Here is a 21,487-nt window from a genome sequence, read left to right on the forward strand (position 1 = left end):
GCATGATTATTCCAGCTTTGGATTTGATCGACGGCAACGTGGTGCGTTTGCATCAGGGTGATTACGGCCAACAGCGCGACTACGGTAACGATCCGCGCTCACGCCTGCAGGACTATCAACAACAGGGTGCACAGGTATTGCATCTGGTCGATCTGACCGGGGCCAAAGATCCTGCTGCACGCCAGATCCCGCTGCTGCGCCAACTGCTCGCCGGGGTTAACGTGCCGGTACAGGTTGGCGGCGGCATTCGCAATGAGCAGGACGTTTCGGCACTGCTGGAAGCCGGTGCGACCCGCGTGGTCATCGGCTCCACCGCAGTGAAACAACCGCAGTTGGTGCAGGGCTGGTTTGAGCGCTATGGCGCAGAGGCCATGGTGCTGGCGCTGGACGTGCGTATCGACGCCGACGGCACCAAGCGCGTGGCGATCAGCGGCTGGCAAGAAAATTCAGACGCCACTTTGGAACAGGTGGTGGAACAGTTCCTGCCCTACGGCCTCAAGCACGTGCTGTGCACCGATATTTCCCGCGATGGTACGCTGGCTGGCTCCAACGTAGCGCTGTACCAGGAAATCAGCCAACGCTATCCGCAGATTGACTTCCAGGCATCCGGCGGCATCGGCAACCTGGACGATATCGCCCAACTGCGTGGCAGTGGCGTTAAAGGTGTCATTGTGGGGCGTGCCCTGTTGGAAGGTAAGTTTAGCGTTGAGGAGGCAATCGCATGCTGGCAAAACGGATAATCCCGTGCCTGGATGTCAAAGACGGGCAAGTAGTGAAAGGCGTGCAGTTCCGCAACCATGAAATCATCGGTGACATCGTGCCGCTGGCGCAACGTTATGCGCAGGAAGGTGCGGACGAACTGGTGTTCTACGATATCACCGCCTCAAGCGATGGCCGTGTAGTGGACAAAAGCTGGGTGTCACGGGTGGCGGAAGTGATTGATATCCCCTTCTGCGTCGCCGGTGGGATCAAAAGCCCGGAAGATGCCAGCCAGATCCTCTCTTTTGGCGCCGACAAGATTTCCATCAACTCTCCGGCGCTGGCCGACCCCGCTCTGATCAGCCGTCTGGCAGATCGCTTTGGCGTACAGTGCATCGTGGTGGGTATTGATACCTGGTTCGAAGCCTCAACCGGCAAGTATCACGTTAACCAATACACCGGCGACGAAAGCCGCACCCGCGTCACTCAATGGGAAACCTTGGATTGGGTTAAAGAAGTGCAAAAACGCGGTGCCGGCGAGATTGTGTTGAACATGATGAACCAGGATGGCGTACGCAACGGTTACGATCTGGAACAGCTGAGGAAGGTCCGTGAGGTATGCAAGGTGCCCCTGATTGCCTCCGGCGGCGCGGGCACCATGGAACACTTTCTGGAAGCGTTCCGTGATGCGGACGTTGACGGCGCCCTGGCCGCGTCGGTGTTCCACAAGCAAATCATTAATATCGGCGAACTGAAAAAGTTCCTGGCCGCCCAAGGTGTGGAGATCCGCCTGTGTTAACAGAACAACAAAGAAGCCAGCTCGACTGGGAAAAAACTGACAACCTGCTGCCGGCGATTGTGCAGCATGCCGTTTCCGGCGAAGTGCTGATGCTCGGCTACATGAACCAGGAAGCGCTGACCGCTACCGAACAAAGCGGCAAGGTCACCTTCTTCTCTCGTACCAAGCAGCGCCTGTGGACCAAGGGCGAAAGCTCTGGCAACTTCCTCAACGTAGTGAGCATCACCCCAGACTGTGATAACGACACGCTGTTGATTTTGGTCAATCCGATTGGCCCGACCTGCCACTTGGGCAATACCAGCTGCTTCCACCCGGCCGCCAGCGATTGGGGTTTTCTGTATCAGTTGGAGCAACTGCTGGCGGAACGCAAAAACGCCAGCCCCGACAGCTCTTACACCGCCAGCCTGTACGCCAGCGGCACCAAGCGCATCGCACAGAAAGTCGGTGAAGAAGGCGTGGAAACCGCATTGGCCGCGACGGTGAACGATCGCGAAGAGCTGACCAACGAGGCCTCCGATCTGATTTATCACCTGCTGGTGCTATTGCAGGATCAGGATCTGGATTTGAGCAAGGTGATTGGCCGGCTGCGCGAACGCCACCAGAAATAGTCTTGCTTTGCAGGCAATAAAAAAGCCGCCGGGCGTTAACCTCGGCGGCTTTTTTTATGCTTCAAACGTTGGGATTATTCCATCCATTCGGTATGGAACACGCCTTCTTTGTCGATACGTTTGTAGGTGTGAGCACCGAAGTAGTCACGCTGCGCCTGGATCAGGTTGGCAGGCAGAACCGCTGAACGGTAGCTGTCGTAGTAGGAGATTGCCGCAGAGAAGGTCGGCGTAGGGATGCCGTTTTGCACCGCGTAAGACACCACGTCACGCAGCGCCTGCTGATATTCGTCAGCAATCTGCTTGAAGTAAGGTGCCAGCAACAGGTTAGCGATATCCGCGTCCTGTGCATAAGCGTCGGTGATTTTCTGCAAGAACTGTGCACGGATGATGCAGCCGGCGCGGAAGATCTTGGCAATGTCGCCGTAGTGCAGATCCCAGTTGTTTTCTTTGGAAGCCGCTTTCAACTGAGAGAAGCCCTGCGCATAGGAAACGATTTTGCCCAGGTACAGCGCGCGGCGCACTTTCTCGACGAATTCGGCTTTGTCACCGCTGACTGGCGTCACTTTAGGACCGGTCAACACTTTAGATGCGGCAACGCGCTGGTCTTTCAGTGAGGACAGGTAACGTGCGAATACCGACTCGGTGATCAGCGACAGCGGCTCGCCCAGATCCAGAGAGCTCTGGCTGGTCCATTTGCCGGTGCCTTTGTTGGCAGCTTCGTCCAGGATCACATCAACCAGGTATTTACCTTCTTCATCTTTCTTGGTGAAGATATCTTTTGTGATGTCGATCAGGTAGCTGTTCAGTTCGCCTTTGTTCCACTCGGCAAAGGTGTCAGCCAGTTCTTCATTGCTCAGGTTCAGCGCCTGCTTCAACAGGGAATAGGCTTCTGCGATCAGCTGCATGTCGCCGTATTCGATGCCGTTGTGCACCATCTTCACATAGTGACCGGCGCCATCAGCACCGATGTAGGTCACGCAAGGCTCACCTTCCGCTACCGCAGCGATTTTCTCCAGGATTGGCGCCACCAGCTCGTAAGCTTCTTTCTGGCCGCCAGGCATGATTGAAGGCCCTTTCAGCGCGCCCTCTTCACCACCGGAAACACCGGTACCGATGAAGTTGAAGCCTTGATCAGACAGTTCGCGGTTACGACGGATGGTGTCCTGATAGTAGGTGTTGCCACCGTCGATCAGAATGTCACCTTTATCCAGGTGCGGAGTCAGGGAAGCAATGGTCTTGTCAGTCGCTTCACCCGCTTTCACCATCAGCAAGATGCGGCGTGGTTTTTCCAGCGATTCAACGAACTCTTCGACGGTGTAGTGCGGCACCAGGTTTTTACCTGGATTCTCGGCAATAACTTCATCAGTTTTATCGCCTGAACGGTTAAAGATCGAAACGGTGTAACCACGGCTTTCGATGTTCAGTGCCAGATTGCGGCCCATTACCGCCATGCCGACAACGCCGATTTGTTGCTTGGACATTGAAGAACTCCTGTCTGAGGATGACCCTGTTAACAACTGTGGCCAACAGGTTTTGTGATGTGGCACACATGTTAACTCAGGAAGCTGCTGCGTGGGTAGTGATTGGTGCGATAGGTCACATAATGAGGAAATACTGTTCAGTAAAGAGAAAAAAACGGCCCACCAAAGGGGGCCGCTATTAAAGTTGTCAACACAGTTCTCTGTTACGATGGTTGAAGCGTTTTCGCTGCCTTAAAGGCATCGACTTTTTCCTGCAGCAAGCGCTCACTTTCACTGATCATATCCAGGTATTGCGTGTTAACAAATCCCCACAATGTCGAGGTTTGATCTTCCGCATGGCCGACCTGGAATGGCAGTGTAGTGACCACAACCAGATTTGGCACCGACTCCAGATAACGATCTATCGTATTGGTTTGCGCATCGACATTGCTTTCATCCCAATGGCTGACGGCTTCAATGCCACGGCGTGAATAAATATTCATTACCGTACTGGTCATACGGTTAATGTAAATATATTCGATGCCATCCACTTCCTCTACGGCCAAAATCTCGGTGTCTTCATTCAAATGCGCAATAATGCCGGAGAAAATATGCCAGTCCCAGTTGCTCTTTTCCAGGTAAGCGACAATCTTTTCAAGTTTGATGTCGAAATCTTCCGGGAACAAGGCATCATCTTCACAGATCATTGCGATTTCGGTATTGCGATCGGCGAGCACGGACAGCATATACTTGTAACTCATACCGCATCCAATCCACCCAATACGATGTCGCACACCTTCAATTACCTTGAAGCCATGAGTCGGTTTGCTCAAGAAGTCTTGTTTACGCACCGGTGTTTCGGTTAGAGACAAGCAAAGCTTTGGAATATCCGCCTTAACCTTAGGGATAAAATCAACGCCATTTTTATAGGTCGCGAAGTCGATTAAATCATTCGCCAGCAGGTATCGTTTGAAATAAGCATCAAACATATTATCGCTGTGCGTAAAGGCAGCTATAACTTTCTTGCGGTTGGCGTAGTATTCCGATTCATTCAGGAGACGCTCGATTTTTTCCGCCATCGCCTCAATATCGCCAATAGGAGAAAAATCAATTATATCAATAAGATGAGTGTGTTCTGCGATATCGACACTTTCTTCACTGACAATTGGCGTCCCCAGCGATAACACCTCATAGATACGAGTGGTTTCAAGCAGTGCATTTTCATAATAGTGTAAATTTATCACCAACTTGGCGCTTTTAACCAACCGGGTTAAATCATCACCGAATACGCCCGAAGCAATGTGGACATTAAAGCGCTGGCCCAATTGCTCGAGGTAATGGCGGCGACGCTCGCAATTGGTGTCACCATAGAACAAGATGTCGATCGGCTTCTCTACCCCCTCTAGCTGATGCCCCTTCTGTTTCAACTGCACATCGTAATCAGCATAGGAAGCAATGGGTAAGTAGAACAGCTTCTGATAAGGAATGCCGTGCTCCAGCAGATAGTTGATATTGGTTAAAGAGTAATCAAATATCGCCATTGCGCGTTCAAGAGTTGCAAAATATTCCGGTGTAAACCAACGAGGGTTAATGGATTGTTCCATCTGGAAAGCAACGAAATTCTGCGGTAATTCAGCGAAGATTTGTGGACAGATAACAATATGCAATTGCCCGCTGTCCGCTTCGGCAGAATAAGCTTCGATTATGGTGACACCGCGGCCTACTTCTTTGAGTGTTTTTTCAAGTAGATGGGCAACGAACAGCGTATGCCGTGTCGTCAAAATAACGATATGGTCAGTATCAATATTTACCATAGGCATCGGGGTATTTGCGGTATTCCTCGCCACACGCTGCAGGCTGCCACGCAGTTCTCCAAAACGCCCCGTGACCAGCAATTTTCCCGCCACTTTTGATTTACGCCACAAAGCACGATAAGGGTGCGGATGAGCGCGAAACGCCTGCCAACTTTTCCCAACCAACGATGTAGGTTTTGCGGCAGCATGCTGCCGCATATAATGGCGGGTTATATCTTTAATCACGCCAAACTCACCGCGAACGGCACGTCCCAACATCCGCACTGGCACTGTCAGACGCCATGACAGGCTCCGGCGTATATTGATCATTTCCGAGTGAGTTTCACTAAGCTGTTTATTTAATTTTTCCACTTGGATTCTAAGTGACTCGCTCTCAGCGCTGCGTAAATGCTGGCCTTCTTTTTCTGCATTTTCCAGCATCTGGTGCGTGAGGATCTGCTGTTCACGTTGTTTGATCAGCGATTCTTGCAGAGTGATATTCTCCTCAGCCTGACAGCGCATGTTTTCCTGCAACAACAGCAATTGCTCCTGCATGGAAGTAAGCATCTTTTGCTTTTCTTCAATCTCTGTCACCAGGTGATGTTCCGCATCAGAAATTTTCTGCTGCAACTCACTCTGTTTCTCATTCTCTTGCTTCACCTGCTTTGACAGCAACTCGCCCAGAGTTAACCCCTGCATTTTCAGCAACCCTTCCTTCTCAGTAGAATAAAAATCAATATGACACCCTACGATCGCCTTCTCATCCGGCCGTGACAGGCGAAAACGCAGGTAGTCAATATCGAAAAGCAAGTCGAATGGCACTAAGTATGAGAACAGATAAAATGCTAAGCGATTAGCTTTTTCTTGCTCATCTTCCGCCAATGTAACGTACTTGTATGAACTATCACCAATTACCGTCGTCGGAGTTTCCGTCAATACCCCTTCTAAGCCAACACTGGAATTAATCGTCAAAATGTGACGGCAGCGTTGAACAAAGGCGAGGCTACTGACAGAGCTATCAATTTCATAATCGCCATCCTTAATTTGGAACTGACTACCAGGATGCGTTCGAATCAATAACTTCTGCTGCGGTTTTTGTGTCCGTGCGTACGATAGCAGTGTCAAGTTATCAAAGTCATTACCGTAAGCGATAAGATTTGAGTCATCTTCTACCTGCAATACGATCCCCAGATCAGCATCAGCCTGTTGCTCATCCACGAAAGGCACACGTAAGAAATAGCGGTGTAGCTCTGATATAGAGACATCAACCTGGCACTGCTCTCGAACATCCAGGTAACGTTTCTCAGCTTCAGTATGACCATTCACGCCGGTAAAATCTAAATACCCCGTGCTAAAATAAGTAGGTGCGCGCAGCGGGCCAACTTCAAAGTGCAACACGGGTATCGCCAGAGACTCAGCTACAGCCTCCAGTGAAGGGCAATTACAAATCGATAATATGCCCTCAATCTTTCCAGACTCATACCGGCTCAGATAGTCAAGCAACTCATTTTCCAACTCAGGAATACGTTGAGTCAGCATTTTCTTGAACGCCAGAATCGGATTGTGATTACAGGAAGCCAATAGCTTCTCAAACACACTGTCGTTCAGATAATAATAATCATGACTAGCCAGCAATTCTGTTGATGGGATGCTGTATCCCAGGTTGTTCATGGTGGGAATATCAAACTCCCAACGGCCAGTCGCACTCCATTCGTCGGGCGGCAATAAGTAGTCTTCGCCGGTTATGAACAATGAGCGCTCTTTTAAAGAACTTAGCAGCCGATAAAAGATCCACAGGTAAGGAGCTTTTACTCCCCTGAACGGATAAGGCGGTAAGAATGTCGCAAACATGAATCTATTTACTCCTCGCTTATCACGCTAATAGGGGCATACACCACTCCCCCTAGTTCACGAGAAGACCAAAATTTCAATCTCATCATTGGTCTGCGCTGATCCAATTCCTCACGATTACCGCCTTGCAATGAGGCAAGGCCGCAATGCACTAAATAGTCACCGGAGTTAATCGGTAGTTTTACTTTGTAAATCACGTGTTGTTCACCAGCTTTGAGTACCAAAGGTTTCCCGGCGCCAATATTGCTATCTCCCCAAATGTCCCCGCCCTGCGCTTTCGATATTGACACTCCCAGGGCAACGTCACGGATTTCTTCAGACGCCAGGATCGTAAAGTCCAAAAGCAGTTCATCGCCAGAGCGCACTAAAGGCTTATCCGAAAGGGAGGTGCCATCTGACTTAATCACTTCAAGATGCTGAATAATCGCTCTGGCGCTACCAAAACGTTTCTCACCTACTTCAGTATTGGTCTGTTCCTGTTGCAGATTTTGCAAGGAGGATTGATCTATCACCACCGACGAAGAGATCTTCCCTGTATTTTCACGTTTAACCGCCTGTGAGAGTAGCATCCCTTTTTCGTAGGCTAGTACAGCGGCCAGCACGTCATAGGTATCCCCGACCAATTCGCCATTATTCATCACCAGGCAGCGATCAGCATATTCCAGAATGCTTCCGGTAGAATGGGTTACCATGATGATCGTTACACCTTTGGCTCGTAAGGCTTCCATACGTTTATAGCATTTATACTGGAAACCAATATCACCTACGGCTAATGCTTCATCTACGATCAGAATTTCCGGTTCCACGCAGGCTTGAACAGCAAAAGCCAGGCGAATATACATACCGCTTGAATAGGTTTTGACTGGCTGATCGATAAACTCGCCAATATCTGCAAAATCAGTGATTTCTTGGAAACGAGCATCGATTTGCTCGCGCGAAAAACCAAGTACAGAACCGTTCAGATAAACATTATCACGCCCAGTAAACTCGGGATTAAACCCAGCACCTAACTCAAGCAGTGCGGCAATACGTCCATTAACCTGTATTTCGCCCTGTGTCGGGGTTAAAGTGCCGCAGATCATCTGCAATAGCGTAGATTTGCCTGCACCATTTCGGCCGATAATACCTACCGTCTCACCTTTTTTTATTGAGAATGTGACATCCCGTAACGCCCAGAACTCGCGGAAATAGCGACGAGATTCTCGACGTGCCACTCGTTGCAGTTTAGGAGCAAAAAACTGTTTCAGACGATCACGAGGGCGATCATAAATCTGATAGCATTTACTTAATCCATTCACTTCAATGGCAATTTCATTAGAGGACATCAGCAAATCCCTTTCTGGTTTTCTGGAAGAAGACAAAGCCGAGCCACGCAACCAACGCTGCCGCCAATGTGTAAATAACCAGGCCATGCCATTCTGGTAAGCGTCCCCAAATCAACACATTGCGTGACTGCTCAATAATAAATGTTAAAGGATTGAGCATAATCCATACGCGATACTTCTCCGGTAACGCCGTGATAGGGAAAAATACCGGAGACAGGAACATCATTACCGTTGTAATGATTACCGTGGTTTGCCCTACGTCACGGATGAAAACGCCTAACGACGCTAATATCCAAGCTAATCCCAGACAAAAAATGACTAAAGGCAGAAAAACCAATGGCAGGAAAATAATTGTCCAATGCAGGAAACCATTAAACAAAAAGAACGCGCACAGCAATACCACCAAACTGATCATGGTATGGAACAGTGCAGCACAAAGCCCAATCACCGGTAGCGTTTCCAAAGGAAAAACGACTTTCTTCACATAATTGGTATTGCCCAAGATAATCTGGGGGGCTCTGTTGACTACTTCAGCAAAAAAACCGTGCACAATCATGCCAACGAATAAGATGACCGCAAACTGCGTCCGGCTTTCATCGCCACCAACGGACCAACGGGCCTTAAAAACCACTGAAAAAACAAACGTGTAAACGATCAACATAAACAGTGGATTGAGGAAGGACCATGCTAAGCCCATGGTTGACCCTTTGTAACGCCCTACAACCTCACGTTTGGTCATTTGCAGGATAAGCGACTTGAATCCCCATATATTGCGAATCAGAGCCAATGGAGATAAAGGCTGCATTTTATGTGGATTGCTCATTGCCCCCACCTCACCATCATGACAACGCTCTGTGCTCCAAAATCGCACCCAGTCATAACAAACATAATCAACACCTTAGATGTAATTAAACTCATAAAGCCGGTCTTTCTGATAGTCAGTCATTCTACTGCGACTTATCAGACCAAGTCATGGGGATCGTTTTTAAGCATTTTTGATTTGCCTTAGACCTTAGCGGATCATAAAACCATCCCCACTTGTTGAAGTACAACACTACGGATTTCATATGATAAATGAATAAATTCAAGTTCTTGTAAGATCCCTTACCAAACACATGAATAATCGTGGCCCCTGGGAAATAGATGATATCGGTCATTGACAATGCCCGGCGACAAAGATCCACGTCCTCCAGATACATGAAATACCTTTCATCAAACCCCTCAAGGCGCTTCAATAGCATTGATTCTAGAAGCATAAAACAGCCTGAAACCGACGGAACTGAAAAAGATTTAGTATAATCAGCACGTTGTATTTCATATTTGATATCCAACTTTGCCCCCCATTGAGGGAAAAATCGGCGCAAGAACAAGTTTGACGGTGTAGGCAACAGGCGGCAGCTAAACTGGAAGCGCCCATCGCTATAGTGGATACGGGGAGAGACAAACCGATGCTTTCCATCTCGGGCAAAATGATAGAGACGTTCAAGCGCCCCAGGCTCAAAACTGATATCAGGATTGCAGATCAAAAAGTAATCGCACTCATCCAGGTAGCGTTTCATAGCAAGGTTGTGGCCATAACCAAACCCTCTGTTGGCATCAGCCGCAATGTAGCTGATCCGAGGGTTATCTAAGGAGGCTGCCCAGTCTGAACCTCCGTTATCGACCAAGACAATCTTTTCAACACAGGCTTCGCTAAGCAGTGACAACAAGGTATCTTCCAGTTGAGCGTAGCTGTGGTTATACAAAACGATTGAGGCAACAATTTGGTATCGTTTTTGTTCTGAAGACATGCCGTATGAAGTTCCTAGAACCATAATTTTTTTAATAAAATCGTGTTACGAAATTCTGGTCATTGCTAAGCTTATCATTCATCACTGCAGTATGAAAAATCATAGCCACCCAGCAAAAACATCAAAGGGGATAACATTATCCCCTTTCATTTCGCTCAACAAAATCTCATTACTGAGACAATAGCTTACTGACAACAATTCTTAGCTGCCGACGCCAGGGACTTGGCTTAAGATTCATGGCACAGATCTTATCAGTACTTAGAATTGAGTAAGCTGGCCTGGATGCAGGTGTCGGGTATTCTTGTGTGGTAATAGGCTTGATTGTGACCCGGTGCGGATAAAGAGTAGTCTCATTAGCAATCTTAAATATTTCCCGTGCAAAGTCGCACCAGGAAACGGCCGAATCGCCGCAAAAATGATAAACCCCGTATGCACCAGGAGATTGCAACATAGCGATAATGGTATCAGCGATATCGCCCGCGTAGGTCGGGCTACCAAATTGATCGTCCACTACACCCAGCTCATCTCTTTGCGTTCCCACTCGTAGCATAGTCTTAACAAAGTTATTTCCATACTCACTGAAAACCCAAGCCGTTCTTATAACGATCGTTTTGGGATTGGCCTTCAGCGCAGCAACTTCACCGTCAAGTTTAGTTTTACCATAGACGTTCTTTGGCGAACAGGGCGTAGCTTCACTGTAAGGTTCGCTAGCGCAGCCATCGAATACATAGTCGGTAGATACATGCACAAAAGGAATATTCAGCAATGCGGCAGCCGAAGCAAGATAACTTGGACCATCTGAATTGATAGCTTTCGCCAACTCGGGCTCAGACTCGGCTTTATCAACTGCAGTATAGGCAGCAGCATTGACAATGGCATCGGGTGCAAACTCCGTTACAGCTTTCGCAATAGCCTCAGGATCTGTGATATCAAGCTGCAAGCTATCGGAGGCCATCAAGGTCCACCCAGATGGTAGTCTATCGCTGAAACAGCGCCCTAATTGCCCCGCTGAACCTGTCAAAAGTACACGCATCAAAAAAGCTCTCTAAGTAGTTTTCCTTGCAGATCCTTTGGCGACAGCAGAGGTTCACCGGTCGGCCAATCAATCCCGATCTCAGGGTCATTCCATAATAGACAGGCTTCGCTGCCGGGATCATAATACTCAGTACATTTGTATTCAAAATCAGCAATATCTGAAATCACCAAAAAACCATGTGCAAGACCAGGCGGGACCCAAAGTTGGTTTTGATTATCTTCTGATAGGTAAACCCCCACCCACTTTTTGAACGTCGGTGAGTCAACCCTAATGTCAACAACAACATCATAGACTTCGCCACGGACAACTCTGACGAGTTTCCCTTGGGGATTTACGCGCTGAAAATGCAGGCCACGTAACACGCCTTTTGAGGAGCGGGAATGATTATCCTGCACAAAATCAACATCGATATTCAGCAATTCCTGATACCGACTTTTTTGAAAAGTTTCGACGAAAAAGCCTCGGCGGTCACCGAAAACCTTTGGCTCGATAAGTTTCACACCTACGACTGGTGTATCAATCACTTTCATTAGATAACCTACTAGCAAAAACTCTACCTCAGAGACCAACAACTGTCTTCTGAACATGCGCCACAGCGCCAGTCTATACTACCCATGCAATCACTTTCTTAATACACACTAAACAATATTGAAGTATGAAAAGTTCAACGAAGCACGCTAGACGAGGTACGCGAGGTTAGCACAATTAATCAAAATATCCGACACTAAACCACAAAAAATAGTCACAATTAATGTTGCCCACCAGCATCCTAGCTGGCAGGCAGAGTGAGGTTTTTTGCTTGTTACTGGCTATTAACATCAGCTCAAAAAGAACAATTATTGTTCGTCAGTTGTGCTCACTCGCAAAGCGTTCCCGCTGAGCGAAAACATTAATGACGTTGGTAGCCTTCAGGGTTGTTTTTTTGCCAATTCCAGGCATCACGCATCATAGTGTCCAGATTACGTTTCGCTTTCCATCCCAGCTTTTCAGCCGCCAATTCAGGAGCAGACCAACATTCGGCTATATCCCCGTCACGGCGCGGCACGATCTGATAGTTCACCGAGCACCCTGAAGCATTCTCAAATGCATGCAGCATTTCTAACACTGAGTAACCGATACCGGTCCCCAAATTGTAGACGGTAAAGCCTTTTTGATCGTCAATATGCTCGATTGCCTTGAGGTGGCCTTCAGCCAAATCCATTACATGGATATAATCACGCACACCGGTACCATCAGGCGTTGGGTAGTCATCACCATAAACGGACAATTTTTCCAGTTTACCGATCGCCACCTGAGAAATATAAGGCAACAAATTATTAGGAATACCGTTAGGATCTTCACCAATCATGCCAGACTCATGGGCACCGACGGGATTGAAGTAACGCAGCGCAGTAATTGAAAATTGAGGTTCCGCCTTCGCGAAGTCTTGCAGCATCTGCTCTGCCATCAATTTCGACGTTCCGTATGGGTTTGTGGTTCCGCCAACACGGGAAGTTTCAAGCAACGGGACATGTTCCGGCGTGCCATAGACCGTAGCTGAAGAGCTGAAGATAAATTTAGTTACTCCGGCACGACGCATTTCCTCTAGCAGCACCAACGTACCGGAAACGTTGTTTTGATAATATTCCAGTGGCTTGCGAGTCGACTCCCCCACCGCCTTCAATCCCGCGAAGTGGATGACGGCAGAGATATCATGCGCATCGAATATGCTACGCAGGGAGTCGCCATTTTGGACATCTCCCTGATAAAAAGTAGCCGCCCTGCCCGTTAACTGTTCGACGCGATGCAGTGATTCTTCTGACGAGTTCGACAGATTATCCAGCACAATCACTTCCTCACCGCGTTCCAGTAAGGCTAATACCGTATGAGAACCAATATAACCGGCGCCACCGGTAACTAAAATTGCCATTCACAACTCCTTATGCGCGCCTGAAGCGCTAACGACTTAAACTTTATGACTTTCTCAGCCCGAGAGCCTTGGGGGTTCCAGTCTAAAAATGGGCAAGACAGCAAAGCGCTGACAGTAACCGCCATCGACGTCATTGTCTTTAGAATAAATCATATGTGCCCGATAGCAACGCCCATTATTGAGCCCGTATTATTGATTACAGCTCCCGCTTATCGAACTCATTTAACAAACAGGGCTGCGAAACGCAGCCCTGTTCTGATACATCACCATCACGGTAAAACTAACGAGACAACATCGCTAATATCTCATTAGTCATCTCTTTCATGAGAGCCACGTCTGCACGTGATTCAACATTGAGACGAACTACCGGCTCGGTGTTGGACGAGCGCAGGTTAAAACGCCAATCGCCAAACTCCATGCTGATGCCATCGGTGTAATCCACTTCACCAGCCTGCGCCAGATAATGTTGCTTGACGCTGTCAATTGATGCAGCCGGCTGTGCCAGTTTGATATTGATCTCCCCGGATGAAGGGTAAGCCGCAATGCGGTCCTGCACCAGTTGCCCCAGGGTTTGCCCTTTAACACAGACCAATTCAGCCACCAGCAACCACGGGATCATACCGCTGTCACAATAGGCGAAATCGCGGAAATAATGGTGCGCGCTCATTTCTCCACCATAAATAGCGTCTTCCGCACGCATGCGTTCCTTAATAAAAGCATGCCCGGTTTTTGACATCACCGGTATCCCGCCCGCTTCGCTCACCACATCGATGGTGTTCCAGCTCAAGCGTGGATCATGAATGATTTTTGCGCCTGGTTGTTTTTGCAGGAAAGCTTCTGCCAGAAGGCCAACAATATAATATCCTTCAATGAAGTCGCCTTTTTCGTCAAAGAGGAAGCAACGGTCAAAATCGCCGTCGAAGGCAATCCCCATATCTGCACCATGCTCACGCACGGCATTGGCAGTATCTGCACGACATTCTGGCAATAACGGATTAGGGATACCATTCGGGAAGGTACCGTCCGGCTGATGATGAACCTTGATAAACTCCAACGGAACGTTCAAAGCTTTGAGAGAGGCTTCAATGGCATCGATCACATGCCCGGCAGCACCGTTACCAGAGTTGATAACCAACTTCAGCGGCTTAAAGTTTGCAACATCGACATAGGAAAGCACATGTTTGACATAATCTGCCAACACATCCTGACGAACATAGCTGCCACGAGTAGCTGCAGGCTCAGGGAATTGGTTTTTCTCCGCCAGTTCCTGGATTGCGCGCAAACCGGTATCGCCGCTGATAGGGCGCGACCCCTCACGCACCAGCTTCATTCCGTTGTAGTCGATCGGGTTATGGCTTGCGGTCACTTCCACACCGCCATCTGCTTTAAGATGGGAAGTGGCAAAATAGACCTCTTCGGTGCCGGTCATACCAATATCGATAACGTCGGTGCCGGCATCCTGTAGGCCCTTTGCCAAAGACAGCTTCAAGCTTTCGCTGGTCAGGCGTACATCGCTGCCGAGAACAATGGTCTTCGGCTTCAGGAACTCGCCATACGCGCGCCCAATACGATAGGCGATATCATCATTCAGCTCCTCACCCAACTTGCCGCGCACATCATAAGCTTTAAAACAGGCTAACTTTTCCATCACCAAATCCTTTAATTAAACTCGGCCGTACCGATCATGTAAACGCTCAATGTCATCTTCTTCCAGGTAAAATCCTGATCGAACCTCAATGATTTCAAGATCGATTTTCCCAGGGTTCTCCAGGGTGTGGACACTGCCAGCAGGGATGAATGTAGACTGGTTCTCTGATAAGAAGAATTCTTTATCTTCAACATTCACCTTTGCCGTACCGCTAACGACGACCCAGTGCTCTGCGCGATGAAGATGACGCTGTACTGACAATCCCTCACCAGGGCGAACAATGATTTTTTTGACCTGGAAATGTTCGCCGTTGTCGATATCACAGATCTTGCCCCATGGGCGATAAGCAGAGGAGTGCTGGCGAAAGTGATGAAGGTTGCGTTTTTTTAGCTCATCAACCACTTTCTTAACGTCCTGAACGCGATCCTTAGTCGAAATCAACAACGCATCATTGGTATTGATCACGATAAGGTCATCCAGCCCGATAGTAGCAACTAGCGCGCCATCAGATGAGATGTAGTTATTACTGGAATCAATGGAGATAATCTCACCGACGTTAACATTGCCGAGAGCATCCTTTTCTGACACGTCCCACAGAGATGTCCATGAACCTACATCGCTCCAGCCAGCATCTATGGGGATCACCACTGCATCACGTGTTTTTTCCATCACCGCATAATCGATGGAGTCACTAGGGCAATGCTTAAATATTTCTTGATCAACACGGATAAAATTCATATCACGCTGGCTGTCGACCACAGATTGTTGTGTTGTACTGAATATTTCAGGGCTGAACTGTTGCAGCTCTTGCAGGAATTTGGCAGTTTTAAACATGAACATGCCGCTGTTCCAACTAAACTCACCACTGGCAAGATATTCAACGGCTTTTTCCAGACAAGGTTTTTCTACAAAAGCGTCGACTTTGAAGCATTCGCTGGAAAGTGCACTGCCGCGTTTGATATAGCCGTAGCCCGTTTCTGGATGCCCAGGAATAATACCGAAAGTCACCAAGTTGTTTTCTGTGGCATGCATAATTGCCGTTTTTATTGCCGCGTGAAAATTTTCCACCTTTGTAATCAAATGATCTGCGGCCAGTACCAAGAGCATACTGTCTTCGTCTTCTTCTGCGGCCAGATGTGCTGCCAATGCAACAGCTGGTGCAGTATTGCGTCCAACAGGCTCTAAAATGATGTTTGTTGCAAGTTGATCGATTTCACGCAGCTGTTCTGCGACCAGGAAACGATGATTTTCATTGCAGATGACTAAAGGCGCGGCGACTTCGACGCCCTCCAGTCCAGATAAACGCTGCAAAGTTTGCTGCAGCAAACTGAACCCACTGTCATCAATGGAGAGAAACTGTTTGGGGAATGATTCGCGCGACAGTGGCCACAACCGGCTGCCAGTACCGCCGGCCATAACCACAGGAATTAGTTTTGACATTATTAACCCTTAACTCAGTCGTCTGTCTTATAAACGAGAGTGCGGCGTAGCGCCAGCCAACCCAGTATTATAAAAGTCATACAATTACATACATAAGTTACATGTATGTTAAAAAACCCCTGCCTATGCCAATATCTGCCCATAGATCTACACACAATGATTTATAGCGAAAAGTACAGTTTTACAGGCGAGGCAGAAGCACCACTGGTTGCTAACATAACGTATTGAGACAAAAAAGAGCAGCTTGAGGCTGCTCTTTCAGACAAATACTCATGGTGAGTATTTGAACCATTTATCCCTACCCGGTCAGCGATTCATAGAGAAATACTGCGCCACTCGTTTCACGTCCTTTTCGTCAAGCGTTCCAGAGTCGCTCAACAGGGTGATCCAGGACTTTATGTAGGTATACTTGGCCGAAGCCAAGTCTCGCTGCGCGCTGTAAAGTTGTTGCTCGGCATTCAGCACATCGACGTTGACGCGCTGCCCTGCCAACACGCTCTGGCGGGTGGCCGTTACCTGCGTTGTCGCAGATTTTACCGCCAGTTCATACGCCGCTAATTTTGCGCGACTACTGATGCAAAGATTGAACTGCTTACGCAGATCGTTAAGCGTGGTACCGACTTGTGCATCCATTTCATACATCGCCTGCCCATAGCGTGATGCCGCCTGGCGAGTCGATGCGGACACCCCACCGCCGGCATAGATCGGCACGCTCACCTGCACGCCGATACTGTCAGTGCGGTATTTTTGGTTAACAGTGTTATCACTGCTGGAGTCATTTTCCGAATGCGAAGCATAGAGCTGAACCTGCGGCATGAAGCCCGCGCGGTTTCTCTCCACTTCATACTTGGCGGCATCAACGCCATGGCGCGAGGCAGCCAACATCGGGTTATTCTCCAGGGCAATTTTTTGCCACTCTTCAAATTTGGAAGGGATTAACGGCGCCACCTGGAATTTACCGGGGCGCAGTACCTGTAGCTCATCCAGTTGATCGAGCGGTACGCCAATAATCACCTCCAGCTCGCGTTGTGCCGCATCCAGAGCATCACGTGCCTCAATTTCCTGCGCCTCTGCCAGACTGTAGCGCGCCTGGGTCTCTGAAACGTCGGTAATGGTGCCTTCACCCGCGCTCATTAAGCGATCGTTTAGCGCCAATTGCTCTTTGTAAGCCGCCTTTTGCGCTGAGGCCAGCGCGATCTGGTCTTTGGAGTAAGCCACTTCAACATAGGCGGAGATTACCCGCACGGCCAGATCAAGATACTTACTGCGGTAACGCTCATCTGACATCAGCGTTTGCGCCACACCGGCCTTGTAACGCGCATAAGCTTCGTAATCGAACAACGGTTGCGTCAGCGTTATCGAACTGGAATGGCTGCGATACTGTTGTCGTTTGGTCGCCTCACCAAGGCTGTTGCCAAAAATGTCACTCGCCGGATACTTTTGCGTCTGCCAGTTACGCGGTGAATTCTGGTAATTGGCCGACACCTTCGGCAGCAGCCCCGCCCTGCCGATGTTTTCGTTTTCATCCCCCGCTTCTTTTTCTTTTATAGCCGCCCGAAAGGTCGGATCTTTTTCAAGTGCCAGCGAATATGCGTCTAGAATCCCTATCGAATGAACCGGCGCAGATATCGCAAACAAGAGGGTACTGATAGCAAGGCCAGCAACCTGTCGTTTAAATTGAATCAAAATTATTCCTCGGTTAATGAAGTATGAGCGCGATCCAAAATAGGTTTAAACAAATAGCTCAGCAGTGAGCGTGACCCTGTCTTCACGAACACCTCAACAGGCATACCCGGCTTAACATCCTCCCCGCCCAGCATTTTCATGCCTTCAGGAGATACCGTGACCTGCATTTGGTAGTAGGGTTCGCCATTGGCCTTGTCAACCAAGCGGTCGGCAGAAACCAATGTCACCGTCCCCGGGATTTTCGGGGTTTTGTTCTGGTTGAAAGCGGTAAACATCAAATCCACCGGCAACCCGTTGTACACCTTGTCAATCAACTCTACCTTCAGGCGGGAATCCACCACCAGCGTAGCCTGACTGGGTACAACGTCCATCAGGTGGTCACCCGCTCCCACGACGCCCCCCTGAGTAAAGATATTTAATCCGACTACGGTGCCATCCACCGGCGAGGTGATAGCGGTATTCCCGAGATCAAAATTCGCCATTTCCAGCTTGTTTCTGAATTCGCTGGCATCCATCTGCGTTTGCGCCAGTTGAGTTCTGACCTCGCGCTGGTAGTCGGCAAAACGCTGATCGATCCGCTGCTGAGATTCCTGCAGCTGTTTTTGTACTTGGCCGATCCGCCCGACGGTTTCATCGATGCTGCTGTTAACTTCCGCAAACTGACGCTGCACTTCAAGATAACGGTTACGCGGTAAATAGCCGTCGGCAGCCAGTTGTTTCATGCTGTTCATCTGCTCACGCAGGCTGGAAAGCTGGATCTGTTTATTGACCCTGGAATCCTGCAGGCCTTTTAACTGGAAACGCATACCGTCCATCGACTGTTTATAACCGTCGACTTCGCTTTGCAGCCCCTGACGGCGCGAGGAGAAGAGCTGGGTTTGCAGCGCGATGATCTCGGCAACCCGCGGCTGAGCCTGGAGTTGTTCGAAGACCGGCGAGAAAGTCACTTTGCTTAATCCATCACGTTCAGCAAGCAGGCGGCCTTCGGTGGCCAGGGTGGTGTAGTATTGATCGCGCAGAGAATCAACCTGCGCCTGCGCCTGTACCTGACTCAGTTGCACCAATACTTCACCGGCTTTAACCCTGTCGCCTTCTTTTACGGTGATGCTTTTAATGATGCCGCTGGCTGGCGCCTGCACGGTCTTGCGGTTGCCGGAAACAATCACCGAGCCTGGCGAAGCAACCCCTTTATCCAAAGGTGCAAATGCAGCCCAGGCGAAAAAACCAAACAGGCCAAGCCCCACCACCAACCATCCCATGCGGGTAAAACGCCGCTCGTCCTGTGGGATCTCTTCTGAATACGAGTCTTGCGGCTCGCCAATGTGCGTAGACATACCAACTCCTTCGACTGCAGGCGGCGCTTTTGCCCCGCCCGGCAAGTTCACGGCTTAATTAATTTGAGTTTTTGGGATATTGCCTTCGTCCGGCTCGGAATTGACCGCACGCACGGCTTGCTGTGGAGTCTGCGCTTTTTGCGCATTGGCCAGGGCTTGCAGAACTTGCTGCGTTGGGCCAAACGCATTGACGCTACCGTTGACCAACAGCAGCAGCTTGGTGGTCATCGACAGCAGGTTGGTGCGATGGGTAATCAGAATCACCGTTTTATTACGCTGCTTGAGGAACAAGATGGCCTGATTCAGCGCTTTCTCACCGGCGTCATCCAAATTGGAGTTAGGCTCGTCCAACACGATCAGAGATGGATCGCCATACAGCGCACGTGCCAGGCCAATACGCTGCTTCTGCCCACCGGATAACCCTGCCCCGCCGTTACCGATGATCGAATCGTAACCATTAGGGAAGCGCAGGATCAGTTCATGCACCCCAGCCAGTTTGGCGGCTTCAATAACTTTCTCGGAGTCTATGTCGTTAAAACGAGCGATGTTTTCGGCGATGGTGCCGGCAAAGAGTTCGATATCCTGCGGCAGGTAGCCAATGTAGGGCCCCAACTCATCTTTATTCCACTGGTAGATATCAGCATTATCAAGACGCACAATGCCCTCACTGACCGGCCAGATACCGACCAGCAAACGCGCCAGCGTAGACTTGCCGGAAGCGCTTGGCCCGATAATCCCCAGCACGTCGCCCGGTTGAATAGCAAAGCTGACATTATGCAACACCGCATCGGCTTTTGATCCCGGAGGGGTGGCGGTGACGCCTTCGACCGAGATGATCCCTTCAGGACGGGGAAGCGACATCCCCATTCCGCGCGGAGGATGCTTATCAAGCAGTTTGACCAAACGCTGATAGGACAGTTTGGCTGAGCTCCAGCTTTTCCAGACGTTAATCACCTGCTCGATGGGCGCCAGAGTACGCCCCATCAAAATAGAGCCCGCGATCATCATGCCGGGGGTGATATGCCCATCAATCGCCAACCATCCCCCTAGCCCCAAGACCAATGACTGCAGAGAGAGACGAACAAATTTGGTGATGGAACTGACGGTGGTCGCGCGCTCGCTGGCAACACGCTGGCTATTGAGAAATCTCTGATGCAATCCAAACCAACGTCGTTTTAGATTAGGCAGCATGCCCAATGCTTCGATCACTTCAGCATTGCGCAAATTGGTACTTGCCAGGCTGCTGGACATGATCGATAACTTGCTCGCTTCGCCCAAGGGTTGCTTGGAAACCATTTCGTTGACCACCGCCAACGCAACCAGCAGCAATGAGCCAACCAGAGCAAACAAACCCAACCACGGGTTGAACAGGAAAATCACCAGCAGGTAAATCGGGAACCAGGGCGCATCGAAGAAAGCAAACAATGCGCTGCCGGTCAGGAACTGCCGTACGGTAGTCAAATCACCCAGCATCTGCCCTGCATCGGAAGAACCATTCTTAAGGTTAGATTCGTACGCTGCCGTATAAACCCGCGTATTCAAACGCATATCCAATTGGCTACCGATACGGATCACCACCATGCTGCGCACATACTCCAGCAGCGCCATCATGCCGAACATTCCCAGCATAATCAGCGTCAGCATCAGTAAGGTGATTTCATTGCGCGAAGGAAGCACCCGGTCATAAACCTGGAGCATATAGATTGAAGGAACAAGCATTAACAAGTTAATAAATGCGGTGAATATGCCAACGGTCCAAAAAACTTTACTGCGTGTCCGTATAACATCCGCAATTTCATTGCGCGGTATAAATTGATTCACATTCTGCCCTTACATCATGTGCACTGTCAGCCCAATCCGCATTGATTTCTTCTAAGGAAATTCCTAAAAAAAACAAAAATAAAGAAAATCCTAAAGAAGCCCCCCCAACATGCTCGAGACTGCAGATACTTTTTTTAACTATAGGTAGAGAAAGCACATATCGGCAAGGCAATACGTAAAAAAAAACCGCAGAAACATTTGTTAGAAACACAGGGAAAACAACAAGATGAAAGACATGATGAAATATGAGGGAATTATGAGGAATGGAATAAGTTAGAGATAATGATG

General features: G+C 49.2%; 16 protein-coding genes. 3 read left to right on the plus strand and 13 right to left on the minus strand.

Annotated elements, in window-relative coordinates; translation table 11 throughout:
* The first annotated feature begins 2 nt into the window (after positions 1–2).
* Genes hisA through hisIE form a run of 3 tightly spaced genes read left to right on the plus strand, consistent with a single transcriptional unit; the run spans position 3 to position 2,106 of the window.
* A complete protein-coding gene (gene hisA / locus AC1RKC_RS05680; protein WP_020826043.1) occupies positions 3–740 on the plus strand; it encodes a 1-(5-phosphoribosyl)-5-[(5-phosphoribosylamino)methylideneamino]imidazole-4-carboxamide isomerase in 738 nt (245 codons plus the stop codon).
* On the plus strand, positions 722–1,498 hold the full coding sequence (hisF, locus tag AC1RKC_RS05685; protein WP_261448792.1) for an imidazole glycerol phosphate synthase subunit HisF: 777 nt from the start codon (positions 722–724) through the stop codon (positions 1,496–1,498). Before hisA ends, hisF begins: the two co-directional genes overlap by 19 nt.
* A complete protein-coding gene (gene hisIE, locus AC1RKC_RS05690; RefSeq protein ID WP_261448794.1) occupies positions 1,492–2,106 on the plus strand; it encodes a bifunctional phosphoribosyl-AMP cyclohydrolase/phosphoribosyl-ATP diphosphatase HisIE in 615 nt (204 codons plus the stop codon). The genes hisF and hisIE overlap by 7 nt, the downstream gene beginning before the upstream one ends.
* Positions 2,107–2,180: 74 nt before the next feature.
* Here hisIE and gnd read toward each other — a convergent pair whose 3' ends face one another.
* The 13 genes from gnd to AC1RKC_RS05755 form a co-directional block, all read right to left on the minus strand.
* Entirely contained in the window at positions 2,181–3,587 is a 1,407-nt protein-coding gene (gnd, locus tag AC1RKC_RS05695; RefSeq protein ID WP_020826040.1) for an NADP-dependent phosphogluconate dehydrogenase, read from the minus strand.
* Positions 3,588–3,790: 203 nt separating this feature from the next.
* Complete coding sequence (locus AC1RKC_RS05700; protein ID WP_129940197.1) at positions 3,791–7,210, minus strand: GT99 family glycosyltransferase N-terminal domain-containing protein; 3,420 nt, start codon at positions 7,208–7,210, stop codon at positions 3,791–3,793.
* 8 nt (positions 7,211–7,218) lie between these two features.
* The gene (locus AC1RKC_RS05705; protein ID WP_129940196.1) at positions 7,219–8,535 is read right to left on the minus strand and encodes an ABC transporter ATP-binding protein; all 1,317 of its coding nucleotides are present in this window, start codon (positions 8,533–8,535) and stop codon (positions 7,219–7,221) included.
* On the minus strand, positions 8,525–9,358 hold the full coding sequence (locus tag AC1RKC_RS05710) for an ABC transporter permease (protein ID WP_129940195.1): 834 nt from the start codon (positions 9,356–9,358) through the stop codon (positions 8,525–8,527). The genes AC1RKC_RS05705 and AC1RKC_RS05710 overlap by 11 nt, the downstream gene beginning before the upstream one ends.
* Before the next feature lie 124 nt (positions 9,359–9,482).
* Complete coding sequence (locus AC1RKC_RS05715) at positions 9,483–10,325, minus strand: glycosyltransferase (RefSeq protein ID WP_129940194.1); 843 nt, start codon at positions 10,323–10,325, stop codon at positions 9,483–9,485.
* Between the two features lie 169 nt (positions 10,326–10,494).
* Positions 10,495–11,358, minus strand: a complete 864-nt coding sequence (gene rfbD, locus AC1RKC_RS05720; RefSeq protein WP_129940193.1) for a dTDP-4-dehydrorhamnose reductase — start codon at positions 11,356–11,358, stop codon at positions 10,495–10,497.
* On the minus strand, positions 11,358–11,891 hold the full coding sequence (gene rfbC, locus AC1RKC_RS05725; RefSeq protein WP_129940192.1) for a dTDP-4-dehydrorhamnose 3,5-epimerase: 534 nt from the start codon (positions 11,889–11,891) through the stop codon (positions 11,358–11,360). The genes rfbD and rfbC overlap by 1 nt, the downstream gene beginning before the upstream one ends.
* A 359-nt stretch (positions 11,892–12,250) precedes the next feature.
* Positions 12,251–13,270, minus strand: coding sequence for a UDP-glucose 4-epimerase GalE (galE, locus tag AC1RKC_RS05730; protein ID WP_129940191.1), 1,020 nt, complete (start codon positions 13,268–13,270; stop codon positions 12,251–12,253).
* 280 nt (positions 13,271–13,550) lie between these two features.
* Positions 13,551–14,918, minus strand: coding sequence for a phosphomannomutase CpsG (cpsG, locus tag AC1RKC_RS05735; protein ID WP_261135132.1), 1,368 nt, complete (start codon positions 14,916–14,918; stop codon positions 13,551–13,553).
* A gap of 15 nt (positions 14,919–14,933) precedes the next feature.
* Entirely contained in the window at positions 14,934–16,358 is a 1,425-nt protein-coding gene (locus AC1RKC_RS05740; protein WP_197820430.1) for a mannose-1-phosphate guanylyltransferase/mannose-6-phosphate isomerase, read from the minus strand.
* Between the two features lie 306 nt (positions 16,359–16,664).
* Positions 16,665–18,044, minus strand: coding sequence for a TolC family outer membrane protein (locus AC1RKC_RS05745; protein ID WP_044549370.1), 1,380 nt, complete (start codon positions 18,042–18,044; stop codon positions 16,665–16,667).
* Positions 18,045–18,046: 2 nt separating this feature from the next.
* Positions 18,047–19,378, minus strand: a complete 1,332-nt coding sequence (locus AC1RKC_RS05750; protein WP_020826026.1) for an HlyD family type I secretion periplasmic adaptor subunit — start codon at positions 19,376–19,378, stop codon at positions 18,047–18,049.
* 54 nt (positions 19,379–19,432) lie between these two features.
* Entirely contained in the window at positions 19,433–21,199 is a 1,767-nt protein-coding gene (locus AC1RKC_RS05755; protein ID WP_020826025.1) for a type I secretion system permease/ATPase, read from the minus strand.
* Positions 21,200–21,487 lie beyond the last annotated feature (288 nt).

It is taken from the genome of Serratia sp. GW822-FHT06E05 (genome assembly GCF_058799445.1).

What these genes read in the sequence shown, in the direction of transcription:
- hisF (WP_261448792.1), top strand. Translation starts at nt 722, where the DNA reads ATGCTGGCAAAACGGATAATCCCGTGCCTGGATGTCAAAGACGGGCAA.
- gnd (WP_020826040.1), bottom strand. Translation starts at nt 3,587, where the DNA reads ATGTCCAAGCAACAAATCGGCGTTGTCGGCATGGCGGTAATGGGCCGC.
- AC1RKC_RS05705 (WP_129940196.1), bottom strand. Translation starts at nt 8,535, where the DNA reads ATGTCCTCTAATGAAATTGCCATTGAAGTGAATGGATTAAGTAAATGC.
- rfbC (WP_129940192.1), bottom strand. Translation starts at nt 11,891, where the DNA reads ATGAAAGTGATTGATACACCAGTCGTAGGTGTGAAACTTATCGAGCCA.
- AC1RKC_RS05710 (WP_129940195.1), bottom strand. Translation starts at nt 9,358, where the DNA reads ATGAGCAATCCACATAAAATGCAGCCTTTATCTCCATTGGCTCTGATT.
- hisA (WP_020826043.1), top strand. Translation starts at nt 3, where the DNA reads ATGATTATTCCAGCTTTGGATTTGATCGACGGCAACGTGGTGCGTTTG.
- AC1RKC_RS05700 (WP_129940197.1), bottom strand. Translation starts at nt 7,210, where the DNA reads ATGTTTGCGACATTCTTACCGCCTTATCCGTTCAGGGGAGTAAAAGCT.
- galE (WP_129940191.1), bottom strand. Translation starts at nt 13,270, where the DNA reads ATGGCAATTTTAGTTACCGGTGGCGCCGGTTATATTGGTTCTCATACG.
- AC1RKC_RS05740 (WP_197820430.1), bottom strand. Translation starts at nt 16,358, where the DNA reads ATGTCAAAACTAATTCCTGTGGTTATGGCCGGCGGTACTGGCAGCCGG.
- AC1RKC_RS05750 (WP_020826026.1), bottom strand. Translation starts at nt 19,378, where the DNA reads ATGTCTACGCACATTGGCGAGCCGCAAGACTCGTATTCAGAAGAGATC.
- rfbD (WP_129940193.1), bottom strand. Translation starts at nt 11,358, where the DNA reads ATGCGTGTACTTTTGACAGGTTCAGCGGGGCAATTAGGGCGCTGTTTC.
- AC1RKC_RS05715 (WP_129940194.1), bottom strand. Translation starts at nt 10,325, where the DNA reads ATGTCTTCAGAACAAAAACGATACCAAATTGTTGCCTCAATCGTTTTG.
- cpsG (WP_261135132.1), bottom strand. Translation starts at nt 14,918, where the DNA reads ATGGAAAAGTTAGCCTGTTTTAAAGCTTATGATGTGCGCGGCAAGTTG.